This window comes from Microbulbifer thermotolerans (assembly GCF_900112305.1).
GTDB classification, from domain to species: Bacteria; Pseudomonadota; Gammaproteobacteria; order Pseudomonadales; family Cellvibrionaceae; genus Microbulbifer; species Microbulbifer thermotolerans.
On sequence record NZ_FOKT01000010.1, the window covers coordinates 40,731 to 67,543 of the forward strand.

25 protein-coding genes are annotated in these 26,813 nt (G+C 57.5%); 18 read left to right on the forward strand and 7 right to left on the reverse strand.

Annotated elements, in window-relative coordinates:
* Nucleotides 1–30 precede the first annotated feature (30 nt).
* Nucleotides 31–555 carry a 3-hydroxyacyl-[acyl-carrier-protein] dehydratase FabA gene (gene fabA, locus BM155_RS15240; RefSeq protein ID WP_067157329.1) on the reverse strand — a complete coding sequence of 175 codons (525 nt, stop codon included), beginning with the start codon at nucleotides 553–555 and terminating at the stop codon, nucleotides 31–33.
* Nucleotides 556–835: 280 nt separating this feature from the next.
* Here fabA and galU point away from each other — a divergent pair, with 280 nt between their 5' ends.
* Both galU and BM155_RS15250 read left to right on the forward strand, forming a co-directional pair.
* Nucleotides 836–1,693: a UTP--glucose-1-phosphate uridylyltransferase GalU gene (gene galU, locus BM155_RS15245; RefSeq protein ID WP_067151114.1), complete on the forward strand. Its 858-nt coding sequence runs from the start codon at nucleotides 836–838 to the stop codon at nucleotides 1,691–1,693.
* A complete protein-coding gene (locus BM155_RS15250; protein ID WP_067151117.1) occupies nucleotides 1,694–3,043 on the forward strand; it encodes a phosphohexomutase domain-containing protein in 1,350 nt (449 codons plus the stop codon).
* A gap of 54 nt (nucleotides 3,044–3,097) precedes the next feature.
* Here BM155_RS15250 and ispB read toward each other — a convergent pair whose 3' ends face one another.
* Nucleotides 3,098–4,060, reverse strand: coding sequence for an octaprenyl diphosphate synthase (gene ispB / locus BM155_RS15255; RefSeq protein ID WP_067151120.1), 963 nt, complete (start codon nucleotides 4,058–4,060; stop codon nucleotides 3,098–3,100).
* 229 nt (nucleotides 4,061–4,289) lie between these two features.
* Here ispB and rplU point away from each other — a divergent pair, with 229 nt between their 5' ends.
* The 5 genes from rplU to BM155_RS15280 all read left to right on the forward strand — a co-directional run bounded on the left by rplU (nucleotide 4,290) and on the right by BM155_RS15280 (nucleotide 8,195).
* Nucleotides 4,290–4,601, forward strand: coding sequence for a 50S ribosomal protein L21 (rplU, locus tag BM155_RS15260; protein WP_067151123.1), 312 nt, complete (start codon nucleotides 4,290–4,292; stop codon nucleotides 4,599–4,601).
* A 17-nt stretch (nucleotides 4,602–4,618) separates the two neighbouring features.
* Entirely contained in the window at nucleotides 4,619–4,876 is a 258-nt protein-coding gene (gene rpmA / locus BM155_RS15265; RefSeq protein ID WP_067151126.1) for a 50S ribosomal protein L27, read from the forward strand.
* A 171-nt stretch (nucleotides 4,877–5,047) separates the two neighbouring features.
* Nucleotides 5,048–6,244, forward strand: a complete 1,197-nt coding sequence (gene cgtA / locus BM155_RS15270; RefSeq protein WP_074904032.1) for an Obg family GTPase CgtA — start codon at nucleotides 5,048–5,050, stop codon at nucleotides 6,242–6,244.
* Nucleotides 6,245–6,365: 121 nt separating this feature from the next.
* The gene (gene proB, locus BM155_RS15275) at nucleotides 6,366–7,499 is read left to right on the forward strand and encodes a glutamate 5-kinase (RefSeq protein WP_074904035.1); all 1,134 of its coding nucleotides are present in this window, start codon (nucleotides 6,366–6,368) and stop codon (nucleotides 7,497–7,499) included.
* A gap of 84 nt (nucleotides 7,500–7,583) precedes the next feature.
* A complete protein-coding gene (locus tag BM155_RS15280) occupies nucleotides 7,584–8,195 on the forward strand; it encodes a hypothetical protein (RefSeq protein WP_067151135.1) in 612 nt (203 codons plus the stop codon).
* Nucleotides 8,196–8,287: 92 nt separating this feature from the next.
* Here BM155_RS15280 and rpsT read toward each other — a convergent pair whose 3' ends face one another.
* From rpsT to BM155_RS17335, 5 genes are all read right to left on the reverse strand, one after another.
* Nucleotides 8,288–8,554 carry a 30S ribosomal protein S20 gene (gene rpsT / locus BM155_RS15285; RefSeq protein WP_067151139.1) on the reverse strand — a complete coding sequence of 89 codons (267 nt, stop codon included), beginning with the start codon at nucleotides 8,552–8,554 and terminating at the stop codon, nucleotides 8,288–8,290.
* 128 nt (nucleotides 8,555–8,682) lie between these two features.
* A complete protein-coding gene (locus tag BM155_RS15290; protein ID WP_067151142.1) occupies nucleotides 8,683–10,707 on the reverse strand; it encodes an ATP-binding protein in 2,025 nt (674 codons plus the stop codon).
* Between the two features lie 154 nt (nucleotides 10,708–10,861).
* A complete protein-coding gene (pdsR, locus tag BM155_RS15295) occupies nucleotides 10,862–11,551 on the reverse strand; it encodes a proteobacterial dedicated sortase system response regulator (RefSeq protein ID WP_067151145.1) in 690 nt (229 codons plus the stop codon).
* Between the two features lie 262 nt (nucleotides 11,552–11,813).
* Entirely contained in the window at nucleotides 11,814–12,512 is a 699-nt protein-coding gene (locus BM155_RS15300) for an OmpA family protein (RefSeq protein WP_067151147.1), read from the reverse strand.
* 156 nt (nucleotides 12,513–12,668) lie between these two features.
* Entirely contained in the window at nucleotides 12,669–12,836 is a 168-nt protein-coding gene (locus BM155_RS17335) for a hypothetical protein (RefSeq protein WP_156481411.1), read from the reverse strand.
* Between the two features lie 264 nt (nucleotides 12,837–13,100).
* Here BM155_RS17335 and murJ point away from each other — a divergent pair, with 264 nt between their 5' ends.
* From murJ to BM155_RS15355, 11 genes are all read left to right on the forward strand, one after another.
* Nucleotides 13,101–14,651 carry a murein biosynthesis integral membrane protein MurJ gene (murJ, locus tag BM155_RS15305; RefSeq protein WP_302848372.1) on the forward strand — a complete coding sequence of 517 codons (1,551 nt, stop codon included), beginning with the start codon at nucleotides 13,101–13,103 and terminating at the stop codon, nucleotides 14,649–14,651.
* 128 nt (nucleotides 14,652–14,779) lie between these two features.
* Complete coding sequence (gene ribF / locus BM155_RS15310; RefSeq protein WP_067151150.1) at nucleotides 14,780–15,751, forward strand: bifunctional riboflavin kinase/FAD synthetase; 972 nt, start codon at nucleotides 14,780–14,782, stop codon at nucleotides 15,749–15,751.
* A 66-nt stretch (nucleotides 15,752–15,817) separates the two neighbouring features.
* A complete protein-coding gene (gene ileS, locus BM155_RS15315) occupies nucleotides 15,818–18,622 on the forward strand; it encodes an isoleucine--tRNA ligase (RefSeq protein ID WP_074904038.1) in 2,805 nt (934 codons plus the stop codon).
* A complete protein-coding gene (lspA, locus tag BM155_RS15320; protein ID WP_074904040.1) occupies nucleotides 18,615–19,142 on the forward strand; it encodes a signal peptidase II in 528 nt (175 codons plus the stop codon). Before ileS ends, lspA begins: the two co-directional genes overlap by 8 nt.
* A gap of 7 nt (nucleotides 19,143–19,149) precedes the next feature.
* Nucleotides 19,150–19,590 carry an FKBP-type peptidyl-prolyl cis-trans isomerase gene (gene fkpB, locus BM155_RS15325; RefSeq protein WP_074904042.1) on the forward strand — a complete coding sequence of 147 codons (441 nt, stop codon included), beginning with the start codon at nucleotides 19,150–19,152 and terminating at the stop codon, nucleotides 19,588–19,590.
* Nucleotides 19,591–19,633: 43 nt separating this feature from the next.
* A complete protein-coding gene (gene ispH, locus BM155_RS15330; RefSeq protein WP_074904044.1) occupies nucleotides 19,634–20,566 on the forward strand; it encodes a 4-hydroxy-3-methylbut-2-enyl diphosphate reductase in 933 nt (310 codons plus the stop codon).
* Nucleotides 20,567–20,800: 234 nt separating this feature from the next.
* Nucleotides 20,801–21,325: a GspH/FimT family pseudopilin gene (locus BM155_RS15335; RefSeq protein ID WP_067151166.1), complete on the forward strand. Its 525-nt coding sequence runs from the start codon at nucleotides 20,801–20,803 to the stop codon at nucleotides 21,323–21,325.
* 1 nt (nucleotide 21,326) lies between these two features.
* Nucleotides 21,327–21,794 (forward strand): type IV pilus modification protein PilV, encoded by a 468-nt coding sequence (gene pilV / locus BM155_RS15340; RefSeq protein WP_074904046.1) that lies wholly within the window; start codon nucleotides 21,327–21,329, stop codon nucleotides 21,792–21,794.
* A 2-nt stretch (nucleotides 21,795–21,796) separates the two neighbouring features.
* Nucleotides 21,797–22,825: a PilW family protein gene (locus BM155_RS15345; protein WP_074904048.1), complete on the forward strand. Its 1,029-nt coding sequence runs from the start codon at nucleotides 21,797–21,799 to the stop codon at nucleotides 22,823–22,825.
* Nucleotides 22,825–23,361 carry a pilus assembly PilX family protein gene (locus BM155_RS15350; protein ID WP_067151172.1) on the forward strand — a complete coding sequence of 179 codons (537 nt, stop codon included), beginning with the start codon at nucleotides 22,825–22,827 and terminating at the stop codon, nucleotides 23,359–23,361. The genes BM155_RS15345 and BM155_RS15350 overlap by 1 nt, the downstream gene beginning before the upstream one ends.
* 13 nt (nucleotides 23,362–23,374) lie before the next feature.
* The gene (locus BM155_RS15355; RefSeq protein WP_139223299.1) at nucleotides 23,375–26,773 is read left to right on the forward strand and encodes a PilC/PilY family type IV pilus protein; all 3,399 of its coding nucleotides are present in this window, start codon (nucleotides 23,375–23,377) and stop codon (nucleotides 26,771–26,773) included.
* The last annotated feature ends 40 nt before the right edge of the window (nucleotides 26,774–26,813 follow it).

Below are 26,813 nucleotides of genomic sequence, written 5' to 3' on the forward strand. Positions count from 1 at the left end.
TAAGTTTGCGGCGAACGTGTCGGGTCGGACTCAAAAATTATCGGTGCGGGTAAACAGGCCCACACGCAGGTCTTTTGCCGTATAGATCTCGCGGCCGTCCACGGAGACAGTGCCGTCGCCGATACCCATGACCAGTTTCCGCTCCACTAGGCGACTCATCTGGATGTGGTAGGTGACCTTTTTGCTTGTCGGCAGTATTTGACCGGTGAACTTCACTTCGCCGCAACCGAGCGCGCGGCCGCGACCGGGGTTGCCCTTCCAGGCCAGGAAGTAGCCAAGCAGCTGCCACATGGCATCCAGTCCCAGACAGCCCGGCATCACCGGATCGCCGGGGAAATGGCATTCGAAGAACCAGAGGTCCGGGTGTATATCCAGTTCGGCGATCAATTCGCCCTTGCCGTAGGCCCCACCGTCTTTAGAAATGTGGGTGATGCGGTCGAGCATCAGCATATTGGGGGCGGGCAACTGGGCGTTGCCGGGACCGAACATCTCACCGCGTGAGCAAGCCAGCAGTTCTTCTTTGCTGTAGCTGCTTTTTTGAACAAAATTACTCATTTTCTCCCCGTCTTTGGGTGTTTGCGCCATCGACCTTGGGCGCTTTTGCAAGAGCGGGCATTCTAAGGTTTGAGGATAGCTTGTCCAGTCGGTCATGATCCTATCTGTGACCAATATGGGGCTGTCTGCCACAAAGCTGTAACATTTGCCCGCAAGGGGGAGCGCCAGGTGGGCGGCGATTTATGGCATCCCATGTGCATGATTTGTGTAACAAAATTGTGATAAGTTTCGTCGTTTGACGCGGGATGGCGCTGCGAAACAGAGAGAGCAGAGGATAAGAATGCTGAAAAAATGTCTATTCCCGGTTGCCGGCTACGGCACCCGGTTCCTGCCGGCCACCAAGGCCATGCCCAAAGAGATGCTGCCCCTGGTGAACAAGCCGCTGGTGCAATATGGGGTAGAGGAGGCGATTGAGGCCGGGCTCACCGAAATTGGCTTTGTGACCGGTCGCGGTAAGCGCGCCATCGAGGACCATTTCGATACCAATTTCGAGCTGGAGCAACAGATTGCCGGCACCAGCAAGGAGAAATATCTCGAGTGCATTCGCCGTGTTATCAGTGACGCCAGCTTCTCCTATACGCGCCAGGGGGAAATGCGCGGCCTTGGCGACGCGATATTACAAGGCCGGCGCCTGATCGGTGATGAGCCTTTCGCCGTCGTGCTGGCGGATGACCTGTGCCTGAACGAAGAGCTGGGTGTTCTGGGGCAGATGGTACAGCTATACAAGCAGTTCCGCTGCAGCATTGTGGCTGTGGAAGAAGTGCCCAGGGAACAGATCCATAAATTTGGTGTTATCGCCGGCAATGAGATCAAGCCGGGTCTCTATCAGGTCACCGACATGGTGGAGAAGCCGCCCGCCGAGGAGGCGCCCAGTAATATGGCCATTATCGGCCGCTATATTCTCACTCCGGACATCTTCGAACTCATCCGCGAGACGCCACCGGGCAAGAACGGAGAAGTGCAGATAACTGATGCCTTGCTGGCGCAGGCGCAGCGCGGCTGTGTATTGGCCTATGCGTTTAAGGGACGCCGCTTCGACTGCGGCTCCGTGGATGGCTTTATCGAAGCCACCAACTACGTCTACGAAAATGTCTATCTGCCGGAGCAAGCCCGAATCGACGCCGCGGAGAAAAAGTAAATGACCGAGCTGACCTGCTTCAAGGCCTACGACCTGCGCGGGCGGGTGCCCGATGAGTTGAACGCCGATATCGCTTATCGCGTCGGCCGCGCTTTCGCTCAGTTCCTGGGCGCAAAACGCGTGGTTGTAGGGCACGATATCCGCCTGACGAGCGGCGAGTTGACCGATGCCCTGGCGGACGGCTTGCGCGATGCGGGCGCCGACGTATTCCATATCGGTCAGTGCGGTACCGAAGAGGTTTATTTCGCCACCTTTCACGGCGGTTTTGATGGCGGTATCTGCGTGACCGCCAGTCATAATCCGATGGACTACAACGGAATGAAGTTTGTGCGCGCTGGCGCGCGCCCGATCAGCGGTGATACGGGCCTCAAGGATATCAAGCGCTTGGCGGAAGAAAACGATTTCGCAGCGGTGGAAAAACGCGGTGATATCGCCCGCTATGAGCACCGGGCTGACTTTGTTCAACACCTGCTGGGCTATGTGGATGTCGAGGGGCTCAAACCGCTCAAGCTGGTGGTCAATGCCGGCAATGGCGGCGCCGGTAGCGTGGTGGATGCGCTGGCACCCCATTTGCCGTTCGAGTTTGTGCGGATACACCACGAGCCGGACGGCAGCTTTCCCAATGGTATCCCCAATCCCATTCTGCCAGAAAACCGCGGGGCCACCGCGGCGGCGGTGCGCGAGAGCGGTGCTGACTTCGGTATCGCCTGGGATGGGGATTTTGATCGCTGCTTTTTCTTTGATGAGAACGGCGACTTTATTGAAGGCTACTATGTGGTTGGCCTGCTGGCTGAAGCCTTCCTTTCGAAGCACAAGGGTGCAAAAGTCGTTCACGATCCGCGCCTGGTCTGGAATACCCAGGACATCGTCCGTGCCGCTGGCGGTGAAGCTATTCAGAGCAAGACGGGACATGCCTTTATCAAGGAGCGTATGCGCGCGGAAGACGCTATCTATGGCGGGGAAATGAGTGCGCACCACTACTTCCGGGATTTCGCTTATTGCGACAGCGGAATGATTCCCTGGCTGCTGGTGGCCGAGCTGGTCAGTCGCAGTGGCAAGCCGTTGTCCCAGTTGGTGGGTGAGCGTATGGCCGCTTTCCCCTGCTCCGGTGAAATCAACTCCAAGGTGGCAGATCCGGCCACTTTGCTGAAAGTGGTGGAAGAGAAGTATGGTCCCGCTGCCGAAAGCGTAGAGCACGTGGATGGCCTCAGCGTCGCCTTCGCTGATTGGCGCTTCAACGTGCGCATGTCCAATACCGAGCCGGTGGTGCGCCTGAATGTAGAGTCCCGCGGGGATAAAGTGCTGATGAAAGAGAAGACCGAGGAGCTGCTGCGTTTGATTCGCGGCTGATAGGAACTTTCACGGGCCAAGGGGCGGGCTCAAATCCGCCCCCTCAAAAAAACGTCAGGTGGACCTTTCCACGGCAAAACTCGCCAGTTGCAGCAAAGCGGTCTTCTGATCCCCCTCCGGCAGAAACGCCAGCCGATTTTTCGCCTCGTCCGCAGCCGCTCGCGCCCGCTCCATGGTGTATTCCAGGGCGCCACAGGACTCGATTGCCTCGACAATTTCCGCCAGCTTTGCACTGCTGCGCTGCTCAATTGCTTCGCGGACCAGGGCCGCCTGCGCTTTTGAGCCGTTGGCCATGGTGTAGATCAACGGCAGGGTCGGCTTGCCTTCCGCCAAGTCGTCTCCGACATTTTTGCCCAGCTCTTCGGGGTTACCGCGGTAGTCGAGGGCGTCATCCACTAACTGGAAAGCCAGGCCGAGGGCGCGGCCGTAGTGCTTTAGCGCTTCCCGCTGCTGTGGCGGGCACCCGGCCAGTACCGCAGCGGTTTCACAGGCGGCCTCGAACAGGGCGCCTGTTTTCTTGTGGATCACGGTAAAGTAATTTTCCTCGCTCACCGCCGGATCCCCGGCATTGACCAGCTGCTGAACTTCGCCTTCGGCAATGGTGTTAGTGGTTTCCGAGAGGATGGCCATGATCTTCATATTTTGCAGCGCGACCATCATCTGAAAAGCGCGTGAGTAGAGGAAGTCGCCCACCAGCACGGCGGGGGCGTTACCCCATTTGGCGTTGGCGGTCAGGCGGCCGCGGCGCCTGTCGGAGGTGTCCACCACGTCGTCGTGCAGCAGGGTGGCTGTGTGGATAAACTCGATAATCGCTGCCAGGTCAATGTGGTCGGCGCCCTTGTAGCCGACGGCGCGGGCGCACAGGAGTACCAGCAGCGGGCGGAGACGCTTGCCGCCAGCTTCAACCAGGTAGTGGCCGATGTTTTCCACCAGGGGAACGTCGGAGTGCAGTTGGTCTAGGATGCGCTGGTTGACCGCGGCAAAGTCATCGGCGGCGGCCCGGTGAAAAGGCAGCATGCGAGGGTTCCTTGTACTACTTGAGCGTGATTTGCCGGGGTGTCCGGCTGGCGAAAGGCGCTATTGTATCAACCGGATGAATTGATTAGAATCTGCGCCCCGCTTAAACCGGGCCTTGGGTTCGGTGGCGGTTCGAGTGAAATAACACGGCGCAAGCTCCCAAAATGCGGATAATGGCTCACTGCTAGGGCCTGCCGCTGCTTCGTGTCGTCCGTATCGGAGCATAGATATGTACGCTGTAATTGAGAGCGGTGGCAAGCAGCACCGCGTGGAAGAGGGCGAGGTTCTTCGCCTGGAAAAGCTGGAAGTAGCCACCGGCGAAACCATTGATTTCGACAAGGTGCTGATGGTTGTTGATGGCGACAAGATCAACATCGGTGCCCCCGTTGTAGACGGCGCTAAAGTGACTGCCGAAGTGGTCAGCCACGGTCGCGGCGAGAAGGTGAAAATCATCAAGTTCCGCCGTCGCAAGCACTCCATGAAGCGTCAGGGCCACCGCCAGTGGTATACCGAAGTGAAAATCACTGGTATCAAGGCATAACAGAGGAGTAACGACTCATGGCACACAAGAAAGCTGGCGGTAGTACGCGCAACGGTCGCGATTCCGAAAGTAAACGCCTGGGCGTGAAGCGCTTTGGCGGCCAGTCTGTAGTGGCAGGCAATATCATCGTGCGTCAGCGCGGCACCAAGTTCCACGCCGGCGTCAACGTAGGCATGGGCAAGGACCACACCCTGTTCGCCACTGCGGATGGTGTTGTGAAGTTCGAGGTGAAGGGTCCTCACAAGCGCAAGTTTGTTTCTATTGAAACTGCCTGAGCGGCTCTGTACCCGATGTTCACAAAAAGCCCCGCTTGAGCGGGGCTTTTTGTTGTCTGGAGGGCTTAGAATGTCCGTGGCGCCGGCAGTTCGCTGGCAATTGGCGGGGTTGAAGGCCGAGCAGATTACACTGCGGTAGAGGAAAACAAGCGCTACAGCGGCGGAGTGAGCATGAAATTTGTCGATGAGGCCTCTATTCACGTCCAGGCCGGAAAGGGGGGTAACGGTTGCCTGAGCTTTCGGCGGGAAAAGTTTGTCGAGAAGGGTGGTCCGGATGGCGGTGACGGCGGCGATGGCGGTTCCGTCTACCTAGTTGCCGATGACGCCATGAATACACTGGTGGATTACCGCTACCAGACCCGTTATGCGGCCGGCAGCGGCGAGCCCGGCCGCGGCCGCAACTGCACTGGAGCCAAGGGCGAGGATCTGATTTTAAAGGTGCCGGTAGGTACCACAGTGATCGATGTGGATACCGGGGAGACGCTCGGCGACATGACCGAGGTCGGCGAGCGCCTGCTGGTGGCCCAGGGCGGCTTTCACGGTCTCGGTAACACGCGTTTTAAATCCAGCACCAACCGCGCGCCGCGCCAGACTACCAATGGTACCCCGGGTGAAGAGCGCAACCTGAAGCTTGAGCTGAAAGTGCTGGCGGACGTGGGCATGCTCGGACTGCCGAACGCCGGCAAGTCCACTTTTATCCGCGCTGTGTCCGCGGCCAAACCCAAGGTGGCCAACTATCCGTTTACTACGCTGGTGCCCAACCTGGGTGTGGTCCAGGTGCAGAAGCATCGCAGCTTTGTGATTGCCGATATCCCCGGTCTGATCGAGGGGGCTGCTGAGGGGGCCGGCCTGGGTATCCGCTTCCTCAAGCATCTGACTCGCTGTCGGGTGCTGTTGCACTTGGTGGACCTGGCTCCGTTCGACGATTCGGACCCGGTGGAAAACGCCCGTGTTATTGAGCGGGAGTTGGCCGCTTTTAGTCCCACTCTGGCCGGGCGTGAGCGCTGGTTGGTGCTGAGTAAAACCGACTTGGTGCCGGCCGCAGAGCTCGATCAGCGCTGTGATGCGATCGTCGAGGCCCTGGATTGGAAGGGGCCGGTGTTCCGGGTGGCAGCCATCCGCGGCGAGGGTACGGACTTGCTTGCGGGGCGCCTGATGGACTACCTGGAGGAGCGCAGGGCCGAAGAGGTTGCCGATCCCGAAGCGGCCGCCGCGGAGCTTGAGTCCCAGCATCAGATGCAGCGCGAGGCTCGTGTGCGTATTGAGGAGTTGAGGGAAATTCAGCGTGCCAAACGCCGTGCAGCCAAAGGGCTGGACGACGATGATGAGGACGACGATTACGATGTCGAGATAGAATACCGGCACTAATGCGGTATTCGGAGCCGCCCTGCGCGGCCTGCGATTTTTTTCTCCTCTCCCGCTTGCGGGGCAGGTCGAGGGGGCAACTTGAGCGCCAGTGGCGCCTATCAAAGGGGTTGGGAGCGGGAAAATGGACTCCGGTTCGTCTCGTCAGCGGCTTGCATCAGGCAAGCGCTGGGTTATCAAAATCGGCAGTGCTCTACTAACCGATAATGGAAGAGGGGTAAACCGCGCGGCCATTTTAAACTGGGCGGGGCAGATAGCGGCGCTGCGCGATCGCGGAATAGAGGTAATTCTTGTTTCCTCCGGCGCCGTTGCGGCGGGTATGGACCGCCTCGGCTGGCGCCGGCGCCCCGAATCTATTCATCAGTTGCAGGCGGCCGCCGCCATAGGTCAGAGCCGCTTGGTGCAGGTGTACGAACACGCCTTCGGTCAATTCGATTGCCGTGTGGCGCAGATATTGCTCGACCACGACGATCTTTCCAACCGCACCCGCTATCTGAATGCGCGCAGTACTCTGCGGACGCTGTTGTCTCTTGGTGCCGTACCCATCGTCAATGAAAACGATACGGTGACTACTGACGAGATCCGGTTTGGCGACAACGATACTCTGGCGGCACTAGTGGCCAATCTGGTTGAGGCGAATGCGCTGCTGATCCTAACGGATGCCGACGGCCTCTTCTCCCAGGACCCCCGCGACAATCCCCAGGCGGAGTTGATTGGAGAGGCGTCGGCTGCGGATCCGAAGCTGTTAACCATGGCGGGGGGTTCCCGCAGTGGCCTCGGTCGCGGTGGTATGGCTACCAAGGTGCGCGCCGCGCAGCTGGCGGCTCGGTCTGGTGCCTGCACTGTAATCGCTGGTGGCGCGCGGGAGAGCGTAATTGAGAGGGTCTGTGCCGGCGAGCCGCTGGGGACCATGCTGACGCCCGAGTCTGACCCCTTGACCGCGCGCAAGCGCTGGCTGGCAGGCCAGCTGCAGGTGCGCGGTGCTTTGACCTTGGACAGCGGCGCCGAGTTGGCGTTGCGCACAGGGGGCAAGAGCCTGTTGGCCGTTGGTGTTACCGCTGTGGAGGGGCGCTTTCATCGCGGCGAGCTGGTTTCCTGCCGCAACAGTGCCGGTGAGGAGATAGCTCGAGGCTTGGTCAATTACGATAGTGGTGAGGCGGCGAAGATACTCCGCCAGCCGTCGGAGAAGTTTGTGGAACTGCTCGGTTACCGCGACGACGATGAGTTGATCCATCGCGACAACCTGATACTGTTGTAGGCGAATTAGCTTTTTGTTTTCTCTTCGCCGATTGTGGGGGAGGGGAGGTGCAGCCGTTTCGGGCGATGAAGGCGGGGAGAGACGATGAGATTGGGTTTCTTTCGGGCGGATGTGCGCCGCCTGCTGCTGGATACTCTGGTGGTTCTGATCGGTGTTCTGGCGGCGCTGCTGGTGAATAATATCCGCGAAGAGATGGTGGCGAAGCAGGCCGCGCGCGAGGCGACGGACCGGCTGCTGCAGGAAATGGCGCTCAACGCCGAAGAGTTGCGCAGCTTTCGCGAGATGGTTGATGTGCGGCTGTCGGCGCTGCTCGATCTGCGCCAGGAGTTGCCGGCAGACAAGAGTCTGCGGGAGCTTATTGGGCGTTTCCACGGTTATCGGATTTTGGATTTGGATGACTCCTCCTGGGAGTACCTGTCCCACAATGCCTTGGCGAGCTCGGTCGACCCTGAATTGCTGCACGAGGCTTTTGCTTTGTACAGTGTTAATGCCCAGTTTGAGGAGTTGAACGGGCGGATTCACGATATTGTTTATTCGGAGCTCTTTGTGTCTCCGGACAAGGTGTTGATGGCCATTGATATCTCGGAGGCCGTCATGAGGCAGCAGTTGCGGTGGGCGGATGAGCTCCTGCCCAAGTACGAGCGCTTTTTGGATCGCTATTCTGGTGAGGAAGGTGAAGGTAAGGCTCGCGGTTAGCTTTGGGGCAGTTTCAGATTACCCACAAAAAAGCCCCGCCGTTGGCGGGGCTTTTTTGTGGGTAACTTCAGGGGGTTCCCCTGCGTAGCTACTTAAGCAGCCAGCTTCTTGATTTGCGCGTTCAGGCGGCTCTTGTGACGGGCGGCCTTATTCTTGTGAATAATGCCTTTGTCCGCTATGCGGTCGATCACTGGTACCGCTTCTGCGTAGGCTGCTTTGGCTTTTTCCGCGTCGCCTGCATTGATGGCCGCAACTACCTTCTTGATGTAGGTGCGCACCATGGAGCGCAGACTGGCGTTGTGCTTGCGGCGCTTGTCGTTTTGGCGCGCGCGTTTCTTCGCTTGAGGTGAGTTGGCCACCGGTTGCTCCTGTCTGGAATCTTAATAAATCTCTAACTAACAGGCCCCGTGGGCCCGATCGGGACGCGACATTATCCCCACCGCTGGTTGTTTGTCAACCGCTGGGGAGGGTTGTGCGCGGCGCTGGTCTAGCGGGGCAGTTCGAGAGTGAAGATCACCCCGCTGCCGTCTTCGCGGTTGGTCGCCGTCAGGCGCCCGCGGTGGAAATCGGCGATTAGCCGGGCGATATGCAGGCCCAGGCCCAGGTGGCCCGCTTTGCCCCCGTCGTCGCGTATTGAGACAAGGGAGTCGAACAGCTTTTGTGTATAGCCTTCCGGCAGCAATGGGCCGTCGTTTTCCACCGACAGCCGGTACCAGTCCGCCGACGGCTGCAGCGAGACCCGAATCTCACTGCCGGCGGGCGCGAAACTGCAGGCGTTATCCACCAGCTTGTCCAGCAGCTGGGCCAGTAGTTCCGGAGCGCCGCAAAGCGGCATTGTGCCGTAGGGTTTCTCCAGAGTGAATTTGTGCCCTGGCTGGGCGTCCGCGTAGCTTTGTATCAGCACTTCCAGCAGGTCCGCCAAATCGAAGTCTTCCCTTTCCGCCTGTTGGATGCTGGCTTCTAGATGGCTGGCGGCGGCCAGACTGTTGAGAATGCCGGAAAGGCGGGCGCTGCCCTCCATGGCCCGCTCGGCGTAGCGGCGGTTCTGTTCGTCGAGCGTCCCGGCGGCCAAGTTGTCGAGGGACGAACGTACGACGGCCAGGGGGGTGCGCAATTCGTGGGACAGTTTGCTCGCCAGGGTACGCAAATACTGGTGGTACTGATCCAGCTCGGCGAGCAGGCTGGCGAAGGCTCGATTCAGCGCGCCCAGTTCGTCGTCCATGCGCGAGCGGGGGAAGTTGCCGCGCAATTTCCCGCTGGCATCTACGGCATTTTGCGCCGCGCGATGCAGGCGGCGGATGCGCCAGGACAGCCAGCTGGCGTAACCCAGCAGAAGTAACAGCGCAGTACCGGCAGCGACACAACTGATCAGCCACAGGCGATGGGCGGCGGACTCTGTCAGGGACTGTAGTACCTGGCCGGATTGCAGAGCGATAACCCGGCCCAGCAAGGGGCGCTCGACGACATCGTCGGCGCGGGTGACGACTGGCACGCTGACGGCGCCGATGCGGCTCGCGAAAGGGCCGCGGAACCATTGCCGGGCGGTGACGCGGTTTTGGGTCAGGGTTGAGGGCAGAGTGTCCTCTGGCATGGGGGACTGGGGCTCTCCGCTCAGCAGTCGGCGGTAGATCCAGCTGCGCAGCCAGAATTGCGATTCTTTTTCATAAGCCGCTTCTATCTGTCCGCTGCCGGCGAGCAGGAAGCCCTCGCTGTCCACAACAGCCAAATGCAGTTGGGGGCGCGCGAAATGATCCAGTTCCGCCTGCAGTTGGGGCAGGGGCCGCACCAGCTTGCCGGGGCGGCCGTCCGCAGGCAGGGTGCCGGCGTTGCGCCGGGGCTGGCCGCCATCGCTGTCGGCGCGGTCGGCGATCTCCAGCGCCAGCTCTCCGCCCGTCAAGGAAAGGGGGATGGCCATTTCCAGCTGATAGCCGCTGGCGGAGGAAGTCCAGCGGCCGCGCAGACGCAGTTCCCTTTCATCTGTGCCGCGGGAGGGGTTGTGCCAGAGGGCGTGGACTGGCCCCTGGCTAGCGACCGGCAGGGTGTAGTGGTGGTCAGCGGTGTGGATTGCGACTGCGTCGCCGCTGGCCAAAAGGCCTGTGCGCGGATCGTGGTGGGCGGGGGTGCGGTCGGCCACGGTCAACAACAGATAGACGTGATTGTCGAACTGGCCCAGGGTCACCTGCGCGAAGGGGCTGCCGTCCGTGTCTGGCAGTTGTCGTGCCGGCAACCGCCACTGGCGCCATTCATCGCCGTAGCCGTCGAGCAGCGGTGCCTGGGGCAGGGGGTGCAAATAGAGTTGTGCGCCCGGCGGTCGGGCGTGGCGTTCGGGGTCCGGGGCTATCAGTTGCGGCGCGCTGGCAAGCCTCGCTGCCACAGCGCTGGCGGTGGCCTCCAGGGCTTGGATCTGCCCTTGGGCCAGCGCTTGCTCCACTTGGCGCAAGTATTGGCAGCCGGCCCAGGGCAGTGCCAGGGCGACCAGGCTGACGAGTAGTAGCTGGCGGCGCAGTTTCACGCTGTCATCCTATGCAGTGACAAACGGGTTGGGAAGGCGGGGCGCCCATAGCGCGACTGTCCCGGCCGCAGCTGAGACTTTTCCGTGGCGGTGTGGAGAGGGAAGTGGGACGCGTCTTTTGTGGTCATGACCTGCACCGTCAGGGTGCCTTCCCTCAGGCTCGCCATCGGTAGCCCATACCGTAGGCAGTGGCGATCGCGTTGAATTCGGCATCCAGGGCCTGGAATTTGCGCCGGATGCGCTTTACGTGGGAGGTGATAGTGTTGTCATCCAATACCACACGCGCCGCTTCCATCAGCTGGCTGCGGGACTTTACATGGCCGGGACGTTTGGCCAGGGCGTGCACTATCCAGAATTCGGTCACTGTCAGGTCTACGCGCTCGCCGTTCCAGTGGCAGTGCAGGCGAGAAATGTCCAGCTCCAGCTTGCCTTGAGTGAGGGTTTCACTGTCGTCGCTCTGATCCCGCAGTACGCTGACACGGCGCAGCAGGGCGTTGATGCGCGCCTGCATATGGGGCAGGGAGATATCTTTGGTCAGGTAGTCGTCGGCGCCGAGGCGCAGGCCCGAGATGATGTCCAGCTCCGAGTCGCGTGCGGTTAGAAAAAGGATCGGCAGGGTGGGCGCCATGGCGCGCAGTTCGCGGCACAGTTCGAAACCGCCCTCCACTTCGGCGCCCAATCCCACATCGATCACGGCCAAGTCAGGGAGTCTCTGCCGAAAGGCATCCAGTGCCGCGGGGCGAGATTCGTAGAGTTCGACCCGGTAGCCGCTGCGGCGCAGGGCGTCGCGGTAGTTTTCAGCGATGGCGCGTTCGTCTTCAACAATGGCGATGGTGGCGGTCATAGGTAAAGGCGCGAGTGTTCTGGTACAAAGTTGGAATCCGTTCTGACGCCCTCCGGCGGTGCGGTGCGGCGATGTCGCAGGATGATGCCTTATTGGCGCGAAATCAAAAAGGCGGACGGCAGGCGCCCGCAAGTACATCAAGTACAACAGGGGTTCGCACTGGAGGGGTATAAGCGGGCCGGTGCGCTGCCTGGATTTTCGGTCCGGGCAAGGCCGTGCGGCCCATAGTTCTTACGCGGATGAGTCAGAGGTTGCGCGGCACTCAGAAGTTACCGGCCATGGATTCCGGCAAGTTGAAGTGGATGTCAACGCGGCGCTCCATTGCGTAGGCGTCGGCATCGCCGCGCGGGGCCTTGGAATGGGTGGCGCCCAGTGCCTGGCGGCTGATGCGGGTGGCATCGACGCCGTAGCTTTCCAGTGCCCGTTGGACGGAAAGAGCGCGTTGGTCGGACAGCACATTGTTATAACCGTCGCTGCCGCGGGGATCGGCCCGTCCTTCAAGGCGCACGTGTAACTGGGGGTGGCGGTTGAGAAAGTTTGCCAGCGCTTCAACCTGGCGCAGCTGGCCTTCTTTCAGCTGGTCATCGCCGGTGGTGAAGAGCAGTTGAAACCGCAGGGAGTCGACGGCGAGCTCGTTGGCGTCGTTGGCCGACAGTCGCGCGGCGTCGAGTTGTTGTGCCAGATCGTTCAGTTCTGCGCGGCTCTCGGTCAATTGTGTCGCCAGCATGTCTGCCTCTTCTGCTTGTTTGATCTGCTCGCCCAGCCAGGCTCCGCCCAGGGCACCGGCGATAAACCCGACCGGACCACCCACTGCGGCGCCGGCTACCGCGGCTCCGGTAAATACAGTGGCCTGCTTGGCCGGTGTGAGCTTCGATCCCTGGAACCCTTCTCGCTGCTCTGTTGCCTGAGCGCCGGTGGCAATGAGGGAACCCAGAGTCGCAACCATCAGTACTTTTTTCATAATCCGTCTCCTTGCGGTATGTCGGTCTTCAGAGGGGCCAACGCTGTTTCCGGCCCGGTTGAGACTTATTTAATAACCGCAAAGAGGCGCTCAAATGGCGCGGCTATGGCGAACTCAAGCGCAATTATGGCGAAATATGGCAACCGCCCCGCGCGCTCACCGATCTTGCTTCCCTTTGGCTGGTCTGCCGCCTTGGCGGTGGTAACGGTTGTCGCGAGGCGCTTCTATGCGCACTCTTATCCGCTGCGGACGCGGGCCGAGTGCCACTGCGACATACAGCACCAATGCCAGTGCCAGAGCAATCATCAGTGTATTGATGGCCATCCATTCTCTCCTTGCGCCACCATTCCTTTGGGACGCACCACTTGCTCATTTCGAGTATAGGCTCGTGCGCTGGCATCCGTAGGACCCAGACACTTCCCGGTTTCCGTCCTTGGGGGGAAATTTAAGGTAGACTTTGCGGCCACGCCTCTACCGATTGCAACCCTTTTGCCAGGAGTCGCCGCTTTGTCACAGCCGCCCGCCAGCCCGAATCAGCCTCACAGCAATGCGGGTGATCGAGGTACCGGTTCCGGTGCTGCACGATTGCTGCGTGGCAGCTCTATTGTCGGGGGCGCGACCATGTTGTCCCGGGTCATGGGATTGGTTCGCGACATGGTTTTGGCGCGCTTTGCCGGTGCCGGCGATGCCGCAGATGCCTTTTTTGTGGCCTTCAAGATCCCCAATTTTTTTCGCCGCCTTTTCGCCGAGGGTGCCTTTGCCCAGGCTTTCGTGCCGGTACTGGCCGAGTACCGGCAGAGCGGCGGAATTGCCGCGGCGCGGGAGCTGAATGACAGGGTTGCGGGGGCCTTGGGCGGCACACTGCTGTTGGTAACCCTGTTCGGCGTGCTCTGCGCGCCCTTGGTGGCGGGAATTTTTGCATTCGGCTGGTGGTGGGACGGCGGCGAGCGGGAAAAGTTCGACCTGGCGGTGGATATGTTGCGCATCACTTTTCCCTACTTGATGCTGATTTCCCTGACAGGCTTTGCCGGGGCGATTTTGAACAGCTTTGACCGCTTTGCTGTGCCAGCGTTGACCCCGGTACTGTTGAATCTGGTCCTGATTGCCGCCGCGACGGTTGCCGCGGGTTGGTTTGAGCCGCAGATCATGGCGCTCGCCTGGGGGGTCTCCGCTGCGGGTACTGTTCAGCTCCTGTTCCAGATTCCATTTCTGGCCCGCCTCGGGCTGTTGCCGCGGCCGCGCTGGGACTGGCAATACCCCGGGGTGCGAAAGATCCTCAGGCTGATGGCGCCAGCCATTTTCGGCGTGTCCGTGACCCAGATCAGTCTGGTGCTGGATACGCTGCTCGCCTCTTTCCTGCCTTCTGGCAGTGTGTCCTGGTTGTATTTCTCCGACCGTCTGACGGAGTTGCCGCTGGGTGTTTTCGGTGTCGCCGTGGCTACGGTGATACTGCCGAGTCTGTCGCGCCAGCACGCGGACGGAGACCCCGAGCGCTTCCGACACACGCTGGACTGGGCGCTGCGCAGCGTGACACTGATCTCACTGCCGGCTTCAGTAGCGCTGGTGGCCCTGGCAGAGCCGCTGTTGACGACATTGTTTCAGTACGGGGCTATGGCACCGCGGGATATGGCAATGTCCGCCTGGTCGCTGCGCGCTTATTCCCTGGGCCTTCTGGCATTCATGCTGATCAAAGTGTTGGCGCCGGGCTACTTTGCCCGTCAGGATACCTATACGCCGGTGCGCTTCGGTCTGATCGCCATCGCTGCCAAGATGTTGTTGAGTTTGGCGTTCGTCATTCCTCTCAATCATTATTTCAGGCTGGGTCATATGGGGCTGGCGCTGGCCACCGCTTGCCAGGCTGTGATCAATGCCTGGCTGCTGTACCAGGGACTGCGCCGCGACCATATCTATCGTCCGGAGGCTGGCTGGGGTGTTTATTTGCTGCGCCTGCTGGCGGCGAATCTGGCGATGATGGGGGTACTGTTGCTGGCGCTGCACTATTGGCGGGATTGGAGCGACTGGTCCTGGTTGGATCGCGCCTGGCGAATGGGCATGCTGGTGGCTGGTGGTGGTGCTACTTATCTGTTGACCCTTTTTGTGGTTGGCCTGAGGCCCCGTCATTTTCGCGCTGCCGGTTGAACCCGTACCCGCCGACTCAGTAGTGGCTGTCTCGGGACTGCGTTTGTGGCCAGAATCTCCGTCACTGACCGCCAATCACTTATCCGCTATACTGCGCCGCTCGATTTCGTGAGGATGGAAAGACCACTTTGGCCCCAGAGCGCGAACTGATCCGCGGGTTGCACAACCTGCGCTCCTGTCACAGAGGCTGCGTGGCCACTATCGGCTCGTTTGACGGCGTTCACCTGGGGCACCAGGCGATTATCGCGCAGTTAAATCGGCGTGCCCGAGAGTTGGGTTTGCCCTCTGTTGCGATTATCTTCGAGCCCCAGCCTCATGAGTATTTTTCCGGTGAGCGGGCGCCGGCGCGACTGATGCGCTTTAAAGAAAAGGTGTTGGCTCTGTTCGATGCCGGAGTGGACCGGGTGTTGTGCCTCCAGTTCAATGAAAAGCTGCGCAGCCTGAGCGCGCAGGGCTTTATTCAGCGCATACTTGTGGATGGACTGAATATTGGCCATTTAGTGGTTGGCGATGACTTCCGCTTCGGCTGCGATCGCAGTGGTGATTACCATTTGCTGCAGCGGGTGGGGCAGCAGGCCGGGTTTAGCGTCGAGGATACGGCAACGGTGGAAATCCGCGGTGCGCGGGTCAGCAGCACGCGCATCCGGGCGGCGCTGGAGGCCGCGGATTTTGAGCTGGCGGAGACGCTGCTCGGCAGGCCTTATCGGATCACCGGCCGCGTGGCGCCGGGGCGGGCGCTGGGGCGACAGCTGGGGGCGCCCACCGCCAATGTGCGCCTGCAACGCTACCGTTCGCCATTGGTGGGCGTATACACGGTGCGCGTCAGCGCAACCAGAGGCCCGCAGCTTGTCGATGGCCGCAAGGCCGTCGACGGTGTGGCCAACGTGGGGTTCCGCCCCACGGTGGAGGGCGCGGGCGCCGAGCCACTGCTGGAGGTTAACCTGTTCGATTTCGATGGCGATCTCTACGGCCGCGAGTTGGCGGTGGAGTTCTGCCACAAATTGCGTGATGAGGAAAAGTTCGCCTCCCTGGAGGCGCTGAAAGCGCGGATCGCCAGGGATATTGCGGAGGCGAAAACGTGGTTTGCACAAAATCCATAGGGGCGGGATATTCGCCCTTGCCCCGCCAGAATTCAATGATCAGCACTTGAGCCAAGCGGATACCCAATGACCGATTACAAAGCCACTCTGAACCTGCCCGAAACCGATTTTCCTATGCGCGGCAACCTGCCGCAGCGGGAACCGGCCATCCTAAAAAAATGGCAGGAGGGAAAGCTCTACGAAAAGATCCGCGCAGCGCGCGCCGGGCGCGATCAGTTTATCCTCCACGACGGCCCGCCCTACGCAAACGGCGATATTCATATCGGTCACTCGGTCAATAAGATCCTGAAGGACATCATCGTCAAGTCAAAGACCTTGAGCGGCTTTGACGCCCCCTATGTGCCCGGCTGGGACTGCCATGGCCTGCCCATTGAGCACAAGGTGGAAACCAAAATCGGCAAAGCTGGCAGTAAGGTGGATTACAAAACGTTCCGCCAGAAATGCCGCGAATACGCCGCCAAGCAGGTCGAGGGGCAGAAAAAGGATTTTGTCCGCCTGGGCGTACTGGGGGAGTGGGACAATCCCTATCGCACTATGGATTTTCAGTTCGAGGGGGACATCATTCGCGCTCTCGGCCGCATCGTGAAAAATGGCCACTTGGCGCGCGGCTTCAAGCCTGTCTATTGGAGCGTGGTCGGCGGCTCGGCGCTGGCGGAAGCGGAAGTGGAGTACCGGGATAAAACGTCCTACTCCATCGATGTCTGCTACCCCGCCACCGAGGAAACGGCCCTGGCCATCGCCGATGCCGCCGGAGGTCACGCCGGCGACGGCCCCCTCTCAGTCGTCATCTGGACCACCACTCCCTGGACCCTTCCCTCCAGCCAGGCGGTCTCGGTCAACGCTGAGCTGGAGTATGTTGTGGTGCAGGCTGGCGACAGGCGTATTCTGGTGGCGGAAGCGCTCAAGGATGCGGTACTGGAACGCGCCGGTCTCAGCGGTGAGGTGGTAGGGCGCATCCGCGGTGCTGCATTGGAACACCTGAAGTTGCACCACCCCTTCTACGACAAGTTGTTGCCGATTGTTCTCGGTAACCATGTAACCACCGACGCCGGTACTGGCTGTGTGCACACGGCCCCGGACCACGGTCCGGACGACTTCCTTGTGGGCAAGCGCTACGGAATCGACACGCTGAATTACGTCGATGACAACGGGGTCTACCGCGACAGTGTGCCCCTGTTCGCCGGTGAGCATGTCTACAAGGTGGACGACAAAATAGTTGCCCTGCTGAAAGAAAAAGGCGTGTTGCTGTGCGAGGACAAACTGGTGCACAGCTACCCTCACTGCTGGCGTACCAAGACGCCGCTGATCTATCGCGCGACGCCGCAGTGGTTTATCAGTATGCAGCAGAATGACCTGCTCGATCATGCACAGCAGGCCGCGGATCAGGTGGAATGGATCCCCGACTGGGGTAAGGCACGTATTGACGCCATGCTGGATGCCAGTCCGGACTGGTGCATCTCGCGGCAGCGTACCTGGGGCGTGCCCATTGCTCTTTTCGTACACAAAGAGACACACGAGATCCATCCGGACACCCCGGCACTGATGGAGAAAGTGGCCGAGCGCGTCGATGCGGGGGGCATGGATGTCTGGTTCGATTTAGACCCGAGTGAGCTGTTGGGCAGCGAGGCCGATCAGTACCAGAAGGTCACCGACACTCTGGATGTCTGGTTCGACTCTGGTGTGACACACTTTGCCGTGCTGGAGCGCCGAGAGGGCCTGCGCTTCCCGGCGGATTTGTACCTGGAAGGCTCCGACCAGCACCGCGGCTGGTTCCAGTCTTCTCTGAAAACCTCTATCGCCATCAACAACTGTGCTCCCTACAAGCAGGTGCTGACCCACGGTTTCACCGTGGATGCCCAGGGGCGCAAGATGTCAAAGTCTGTCGGTAACGTCGTTGCGCCTCAGGAAGTCATTAACAAACTGGGTGCGGATGTGCTGCGTCTTTGGGTTGCCGCTACCGATTTCAGCGGCGAGATGGCGGTCTCCGACGAAATCCTGAAGCGCACCGCGGACTCCTACCGCCGCTTGCGTAATACGGCGCGCTTCCTCCTGTCCAATCTGGCTGGCTTCGATCCGCAAACGGACCTGCTGCCGGAAGATGCGCTGCTGGCGCTGGACCGCTGGGCGCTGGACAAGGCTTCACGCCTGCAGGACGAAATTGTCGCAGCCTATGACCACTATCAGTTCCACCATATTTACCAGAAACTGCACAATTTCTGCGTGGTGGACCTGGGTGGCTTCTATTTGGATATCATCAAGGATCGCCAGTACACCACACAACGCGACAGTGTCGCGCGCCGCTCGGCGCAGACGGCCCTCTACCACATTGTCCAGGCCTTTGCGCGCTGGATTGCGCCGATTCTGAGCTTTACTGCCGAAGAAGTATGGCAATTTATTCCAGGGGAAAAGGCGGAGAGCGTATTCCTCGAGGAGTGGTATCCTCTGCCGAAACTTCCCGCGGATTTTGCCAAAGGGGCGGACTACTGGGCAGCGATTGCCCAGGTGAAAACTGCGGTGAACAAAGTGCTGGAGGAACAGCGCGCGGCGGGCAATATCGGCGGGTCTCTGCAGGCGGCGGTGACGCTTTACGCCGACGACGAGCTGCGCGGCAAACTGGCGGAGCTTGAGGACGAGCTGCGGTTTGTATTGATCTGTTCTTCCACCTCGGTCCAGCGCCTCAGCGATGCCGCAGGTGCACACAGTACTGAACTGTCCGGACTTAAAGTGGATGTGCGCAAAGTCGACCACCCCAAGTGCGCGCGCTGTTGGCATTATCGTGCCGATGTGGGGGCGGACCCCGAGCATCCCGAGATCTGCTCCCGTTGCGTGGACAATGTGGCTGGTTCCGGTGAGGAACGGCACTATGCTTAAAACGGGTTTAAAGGCTTTCAGCCACCCGTGGCGCTGGTACTGGCTGGCGCTGGGGGTGATACTGCTGGATATCGCCACAAAAGTGTGGGCGGTGGAGGCGTTTATGTACGGCCCCGCAATGCAGATCATCCCCGGCCTGCTGCAGTTCACCTACGCGGAGAACTACGGTGCCGCCTTTAGTTTTCTCGCTGATGCCGGCGGCTGGCAGCGCTGGTTTTTCGGTGTTATCGCATTCGGTTTCAGTATTGTGGTGACAGTGTGGCTGTGGCGGCTTTCTCCGGCAAAGCGCTGGGAACCTGCGGCTTTGGGGCTGATTCTCGGTGGCGCTATTGGCAATCTCTGGGACAGGATGCTGCTCGGCTATGTGCGTGACTTTATCTCCGTCTACTATGGCAGCTGGAGCTTTCCAGTGTTTAATGTGGCGGATATGGCGATCAGCATCGGCGCGGCCATGCTGGTGATCGAATTGCTGTTCTTTGCCGGCAAGAAAGGCGAGGCGGAGAAGAGCGCGGAAGTATAGAAGAAAGATGGCAAATACCGTTATCGGAGAGCACAGCCGGGTTACCCTGCACTTCAGTTTGAAGCTGGACGATGGCAGCGTCGTCGACTCCACCTTTGAGGGCGAGCCGGCCACATTCAGTGTCGGCGACGGCAATCTTCTGCCCGGTTTCGAGAAGGCGTTGTTCGGTCTCAAAGCCGGCGATGAGGCGCAATTCGAAATACCGCCGGAGCAGGGCTTTGGGCAGAGAAACCCCAGTAATATTCAAAAGGTACGGCGTGACAGCTTCTCTCCGGATATGGAACTGGAGCCGGGGCTGGTCGTTTCTTTTGACAATGGCGGCGGCGAGCTGCCCGGTGTCATCCGTTCAGTAGGCGAGGACGAAGTCACCGTCGATTTCAACCACCCACTGGCCGGCCAGACGCTGAACTTCCATGTAAAAATTCTCCAGGTGGACTCCATTCAGTAACTGGCCTCCGGTATCTTCGCAGCGAACAAGTGTTGATCTGAATATGCAAATCCGACTTGCCAATCCTCGCGGCTTTTGTGCCGGTGTCGACCGGGCCATCGATATCGTCAACCGTGCCCTGGATGTATTCGGTGCGCCCATCTATGTGCGCCACGAAGTAGTGCATAACAAATTCGTTGTGGAGAGCCTGCGCGAACGCGGAGCAGTTTTTGTCGACGAATTGAGTGAAGTACCGGACGACGTCATCGTGATATTCAGTGCGCACGGCGTCTCCAAAGCGGTACAAGAGGAGGCCGCCGCACGCGGTCTCAAGGTATTCGACGCTACCTGCCCGCTGGTGACCAAGGTACATATGGAGGTGAGCAAATTTAGTGCCGAGGGGGCGGAGTGTATATTGATCGGCCATGCCGGCCACCCAGAGGTGGAGGGCACCATGGGGCAGTATGACACCAGAAATGGGGGTGCTATCTATCTGGTCGAAGACGAGGAAGATGTACCCAAGCTGCAGGTCAAAGACGAAAACAATCTGAGCTTCGTCACCCAGACCACGCTGTCCATGGATGACACCGCCAAGGTCATCGACGCCCTGCGCGCCCGCTTTCCCAATATTCGCGGCCCGCGCAAGGATGACATCTGCTATGCAACCCAGAACCGTCAGGACGCCGTGAAGCAACTGGCACTGGAAAGCGACCTAGTGCTGGTGGTCGGCAGCCCCAATAGTTCAAACTCCAACCGCCTGCGTGAACTGGCCGAGCGCTGTGGCACCACCGCCAAACTGATCGATGGTGCCGCAGATATAGAGCCGGCCTGGCTCGAGGGCAAAAAAGCAATCGGCATCACTGCCGGCGCTTCGGCGCCAGAGGTGCTGGTACAGGAAGTGATCGAGCGCCTGCGTCAGCTGGGTGCCGAGTTGCCACGGGAGATGGCGGGGCGGGAGGAGAATATTCGCTTTTCTCTGCCGAAAGAGTTGCGCTAAGCAGCTTCTGATTAAGCAGAGCTCGCACCTCTAAAAGTGGGCTGGAGGTTAGCTGTCCTCGCTAATCCTCCACCTTCCAATCCATTTGTCGCCTCCCCAGTACCGCCTATCGGCCTCTCCTGCAAATTGTCGATTCCCTCCCTTTAACTGCTACGCCAAGTTGGTATACATGCACCAGGCTAGTTTGATGCATGGCATTGTGCTGGCAGTCCGTGTTTCCAGGGTAAAGCAATAATGAGCAACTTTAGACGGTTAGCTGGTTTCACCATCGTTGAGCTGATGGTAGTGCTTATGATTTTGGGCATTATTACCGCGATGGCTGTCCCTTCCTTTAATACCATGATTAAAAATAATCGTGTCGCCACCATGACCAATGACCTAAACGGCTTGCTGCAATATGCGCGAGCAGAGGCCGTGCGTCGGGGGGGCGGAGTTCGCGTTAGCGCAATTGATGGCGATGTCGCCAATGGGCTTAGGGTTTGGTTCGACAGTAATAGCGACAATGGATTCGATAGTGGTGAAGAGCTGCGGGAGCTCAATATCGATCTTGCGACCTTGGCTCTGGATGCCAATATCGGCGGCGCTAACGCCAAGAATGTTGACTTTACTTTTAACGCCCGTGGCGGGGGCAGCCTGGGCAACACTTTGACTTTGAAACTGTGTGACGATCGCACTGGGAATCATGGTCGAGAGCTCGAGTTGCTGGTGTCTGGTGCAATTCGCTTGAATACCGGCATTGCCTGTAGCAGTGGGGATTAGGATGAAAACACAAAGAGGGGCGACACTGATCGAGGTGTTGGTATCGGTTCTAGTTTTGGCGGTTGGGTTACTCGGCCTTGCAGCCACGCAGATGATGAGTCTGAAGAACGGTAGCGGTGCTCATCACCGTTACATGGCGGCTTTGGCGGCTCAGGAGATCGTCGAGCGTATGCGTGCCAACCCCAGCGGTGTCCAGCAAGGGGCTTACGATGGCACGGTAAGTGGTACTTCCACTTCCAGCAACGACTGTAGTTCATCCTGCTCCGTCAACGAGCTTGCCGCCCGGGATCTTTATGAGTGGGACCAAGTTCTGAAGTCGAATCTACCCTCCGCGAAAGGCACTATCAGCCGCAATGGAGGTGTGGTGACGGTGAAGATTGACTGGAAAGAGCAGCATACCGGAGAGGATTACGGAACCTCGGCAAGTGCACTGGAAGATGCCTCATTTGAAATGATTGTGGAGCTTTAATCATGCAGCTATTTGGCCGGCAGCGCGGTCTGTCGTTGATTGAACTGATGATTGGCATATTGTTGAGCTCTCTTTTGTTGTTGGGAGTCCTGCAGATATTCCAAAGCAACAGTGACACTATGCGTATGCAAACCGCCTTCTCCCGGGTCCAGGAAAGCGGTCGCTTTGCTATCGATTTGCTGAGTAAGGAAATCCGCTCCGCGGACTACTGGGGGTGTGTATCAGATGTGGCCAGTATTGATAATCATCTCAATGTAAGTAGTGGTTTTCTGGCTTCTATCGGTGCCGATGGCGTGCAAGGAATAGACAATGCCGATTCCAGTGAGAAGGTAGATTCAATAGATGTTGTAGATGGCACGGATATTTTGATTTTGAGCGGCACAATGGATGCGTGTGGCGGAGTCGGAAGGTTAGTGGACACTTCTGTCCCGGGCGAGCTTAAAGTCACCTCCAATTGCCCTATTACTGCAGGCCAAGTGGTTCTTGTTTCAAACTGCCTTGCTGCTGATGCGCTGACAATCACAGGGGTTAGTGGAACCCTGGGTGGTGGCAGTGACAGAGTGATTGCCCATGCTGCGGGATCCGTGAAGAGTGGTTGGATAGAAAACACAAGCGACACTTTGACAATGAGTTATGGTGCGGATTCCAGGTTGCTTTTGCCTTACCAGAGGACTTTTTTCATCGCACAAAGTGCCGCTGGAACCAATTCTCTGTTTATGCGAGAGGTGACCGGCTCCAGTGATATCACTCAGGAATTGGTTCCTGGCATAGAGGATATGCAGGTTTCCTACGGTAGAGATACGACCGGTAACGGTATTGTAGATACCTGGCAGAATGCAAGTTCTACCTTAAGTGTAATGGCTGGAGTAACAGCAATTAAATTGCAGCTACTTGTGGCGAGTGAAGGAAATGCAGGTGCCGGTGAACAAAAAATTACTGAGCTGGATGGAACCGAGACGACTTACTCGGATGGGCGCTTGAGAAAGCTTTATGTGGCGACAGTAAAAGTGCGCAACAGGGGGGCTATGTGATGAAGAGTATAGGTAGGCAAAGCGGTGCGGTATTAATCGTCAGCCTGATAATTCTTCTGGTGCTTACTTTGATTGGTGTGTCGGGCGCCCGAGGGGTATTAATGAATGAGCGAATGACGTTTGCCTCCCGAGACGCAAAGATTGCACTGGAAGTCGCTGAAACTATGGCTCGCAAGGGAGAGGCGTATATCGATAGTCTTACGGATACCTCTTCCTTTGGTACCACTGGCTGGTTGCGTACTGCTGGCGACGGTCCCGATGATCTCTTCGCTGCGGATACCTGGAAGGACGCCAACTCCAGGGCTGAAGAAGTTTCAATGAAAGGCCCTGACGGTGTCACCAAACTGAAGGGGCGTATGTTTATAGAAATGGCGGGCCAAGCGACTAACGATGCCGACGTTTCCAGTGTTGATAAGAGTGCGGGGGTTAGCAAGCTCTCCGCTAGTGATGTTCAGGTTTTTAAGATAGTCGCTCGTGGGCAGGGTATTGGCGGTACTGAACGCATAGTTGTAACCCTCTACGGCAAGGCATTTTAAGAGAGTGAAAAAAATGGAATTAAATAAAAAGGCAGGTGTACAGTTTCCATTGCGTGCCATGAGTGCAGCTTTCTTGCTTACTTTAGCCACTAGCGCTTCTGCGGCACCGGGTACGCTATCTGATGTGCCACTCTATACTCGAGGCTCGGCTGAGCCAAATATTATGTTCTTGCTGGACTCATCTGGTTCTATGTATGAGGTTGTGTTGCCGCCGGAAGATTATGACCCTGCTGAGAATATCCCTTGTGCAAATCCAATTGATAAAAATAGGAAAAACTACAACAATTACTATACGGTTAACTACCGAGTTAACAAATATTCTGGCAAGGTGGAATTCAGCATAGAGTCTTACCAGAATGGTGACTGGCAAACCTGGAACTCGGTAAATAATTGTTTTGATAATAATACAAACTTTGCTGTTCGGTTTTATGCAGATGGGAATAGTAGTTCATATTATAGAACGGGGGATTATCAAACTTATAGTTATTTGAATTTGTATGATGATGGCAGTAATGGTGCTCGTCCTAGGCAGTCGGGTCATTTTTTGAATTGGTTCTTTTCGACAAAAACTGCTGCGGGAACATATACTGCAGATAAGTTTTTAGAAGAGGATGGCAAAACTGCTCGTCGAATCAAGCTTGGTGTTGGTCGCCGTACGGACATTATGAAATCTGCAGCAGCTGAATTGGTTTCAGGCCTGGAGAATGTTCGCGTGGGCTTGATGGACTTTAATGCTGGTGACGGTGCCCGGGCGTTGTCAGGGCTTACAAGTATAACTGATGATTCACGCGAAGATTTGCTTGAAGCGATAGATAAGATCAGTGCAAGTGGTGGTACCCCACTGGCTGAAAGTTTTCAAGATATAGGTCGCTATTTTATTAGTGGATATGAAAGCCAAAAGTTATCATATGTTGATAAAAATGGCGATGCCAAAGAAGCTCAAGGAGATGTGATTTTCAGTAGTCAGCCACACTGGAATGGGGTGCCTATTCCTCAGACTGGTGTAGAAAACGGAGCAATTCAGTATTACTGCCAAAAAAGTTTTATGGTGGCGTTGACTGATGGGGAACCTTCTGTTGATGACAATGTTAGCAGTATTCTGAAAAAATATGACACTCCTTGTGAAGGACCGGAAGGGTGTACGCATGGCGATGATGAGTCTATGGATGACGTAATTAAAGCGCTTTACGAAATCGATCTGCGGCCAGACCTAAAGGAACCCGATGGTACTCCAGTAAAAAATAATATCACCAGTTATCTGATTGGCTTTGCAAGCCAAGGTCTATCAGACACAGATGTGATGGTAAACGCGGGTGCCCTGGGCGGCGGCGGCGTCTATTCCGCGGATAACGCTTCGCAACTGAAAACTACTTTTAACCAGATTATCAGTAAAGTTAACGCAATTGTTGGTAGCTCCAGCGCGGTTTCTTTCAATAGCACGTCTTTGGAGTCTGATACAGCGCTGTTTGCAGCCAAGTTTGATAGTGGTAACTGGAGTGGTGAGCTTGCCGCATACTCCATTGATAGCGACGGCAAAATATCATCAACGCCTGTCTGGGAGGCAGGAGCTAAACTGGATGCTCTGTCTGATATCAGTCAGCGCTTTATGCTCACATATCGAGCTGACTTGGATAAAAATAACGATGGCGTTGCTGAAGGTGGCGGTGTGCTGTTTACCGCTGACAGTGCCGGGTTAGACGTAGCCAATGCTGATACTGTCAGTGAGCAGGATTTAAATATAAATACCTCTACCGGAGTAGCAGTAACTGACAGCCGGGCAGTGGAGCGGATAGCCTATTTGCGCGGCGACCGCTCCAATGAAGGCGCAGCCGAAGATGAGTTCCGCCAGCGCGTTAGCCGCTTGGGCGATATTATTAATTCATCGCCCGTATATGTCGCCAAACCGGATGCGGGTTGGGAAACAGAAAAGTTTCCTGAAGCGAGTAGCTATAGCGCCTTTAAATCCGCTAAAAGTAGCCGGACTCCTGTTGTGTATGTCGGAACCAATGACGGCTTTCTCCACGGTTTTAATGCCAGCACCACAGGTTCTGATGGCGGAAAAGAATTGATCGCTTATTCTCCCTCAGCCTTGGCCAGTACCGAGGATGAAAAAGGATTACATGCACTGACTTCCCAGATCTATCAGCACAAATATTATGTGGATGGTACGCCGACGGTTACAGATGCCTACATTGATGGTGCTTGGAAGACGGTTTTGGTCGGTGGCCTTGGAGCCGGCGGAAAGGGTTATTATGCCTTGGATGTGACCGAACCGGCGAACTTTATTGCTGCGAATGCCAGTTCACTGGTGATGTGGGAGTTTACAGACTCGGATAACAATAATCTGGGTTACACCTTTAGCCGTCCGCAGATAGGTCGTTTATCCAATGGTGAGTGGGCTGCAATTTTTGGCAACGGCTATAACAGTACCACTGGCGATGCAGGTTTGTTCATCGTATATCTAGATGGCAATGATGGTCTGGGCAATAACTATGTCTATATCTCTACCGGCGTTGGCAGTTCAATGGATAAGAATGGGTTGTCTACGCCTGCCATAGTGGATGCTGACTTGGACGGCACTATTGACCGTGTTTACGCGGGAGACTTAAAGGGGAATATGTGGGCTTTTGACCTCAGTAAAACCGGTAGTTGGGATGTGATCAAGGATGCGAGCAATAATCCGAAACCTCTATTTTCCACAGGCGGAGAACCTATCACAGCTGCGCCGCTAGTGGCTAAAAATGTTGTGTATAGCCACGGTTCTACCCCGAACCTGCTGGTTTATTTCGGATCCGGTCAGTATTTGACGGAAGTGGATACCGCCGATACATCCGCTGGCGGTTTCTATGCGGTGTCGGATAACGGAAAGTACGGCCTCAGCAAGGCGGACCTTGAAATCCGTACGTTAGTTAATCAGGATGTAACGCAGGCCGATGGTAGTGTAAAAACCTTGCGGAAGGCTACGGGCAGCGCGGTGGATTGGAGTAGCAAAAGCGGCTGGTATATGCAATTAAAAACGGGGGTTACCCCCGATGGTGGAGAGAGAGTGGTCACACGTCCTACCCTTATTGACGAGGTACTCTTTTTCAACACTATGATTCCTACCGGGCAGGTGTGCTCTGCTGGAGGTTACGGTTGGCTAATGTCAGTGGATTTTCGTACTGGCCTAGCTCCGACAGATTTTGCTGTTTTTGATACGAATGGAGATGGAGAGATCAATAGTGACGATCAGGGTTTGATTGGGGAGATGGTGACATCAGGAATGCCCAATGAATCCGGCTTCATTAAAGGCAGCGGCGTCGTATGGCAGTATACCGGGGACACTTCAGGAAGCACCAGTGGAAGGCCTACTGAAACAGGTGGGGGGAGCAGTGCGGGCCGCCTCAGCTGGGAAGAAATTACTCCTAATTAATAGTCTGATATAACAGTTTGATAGTGGTAAGTTACAGGCC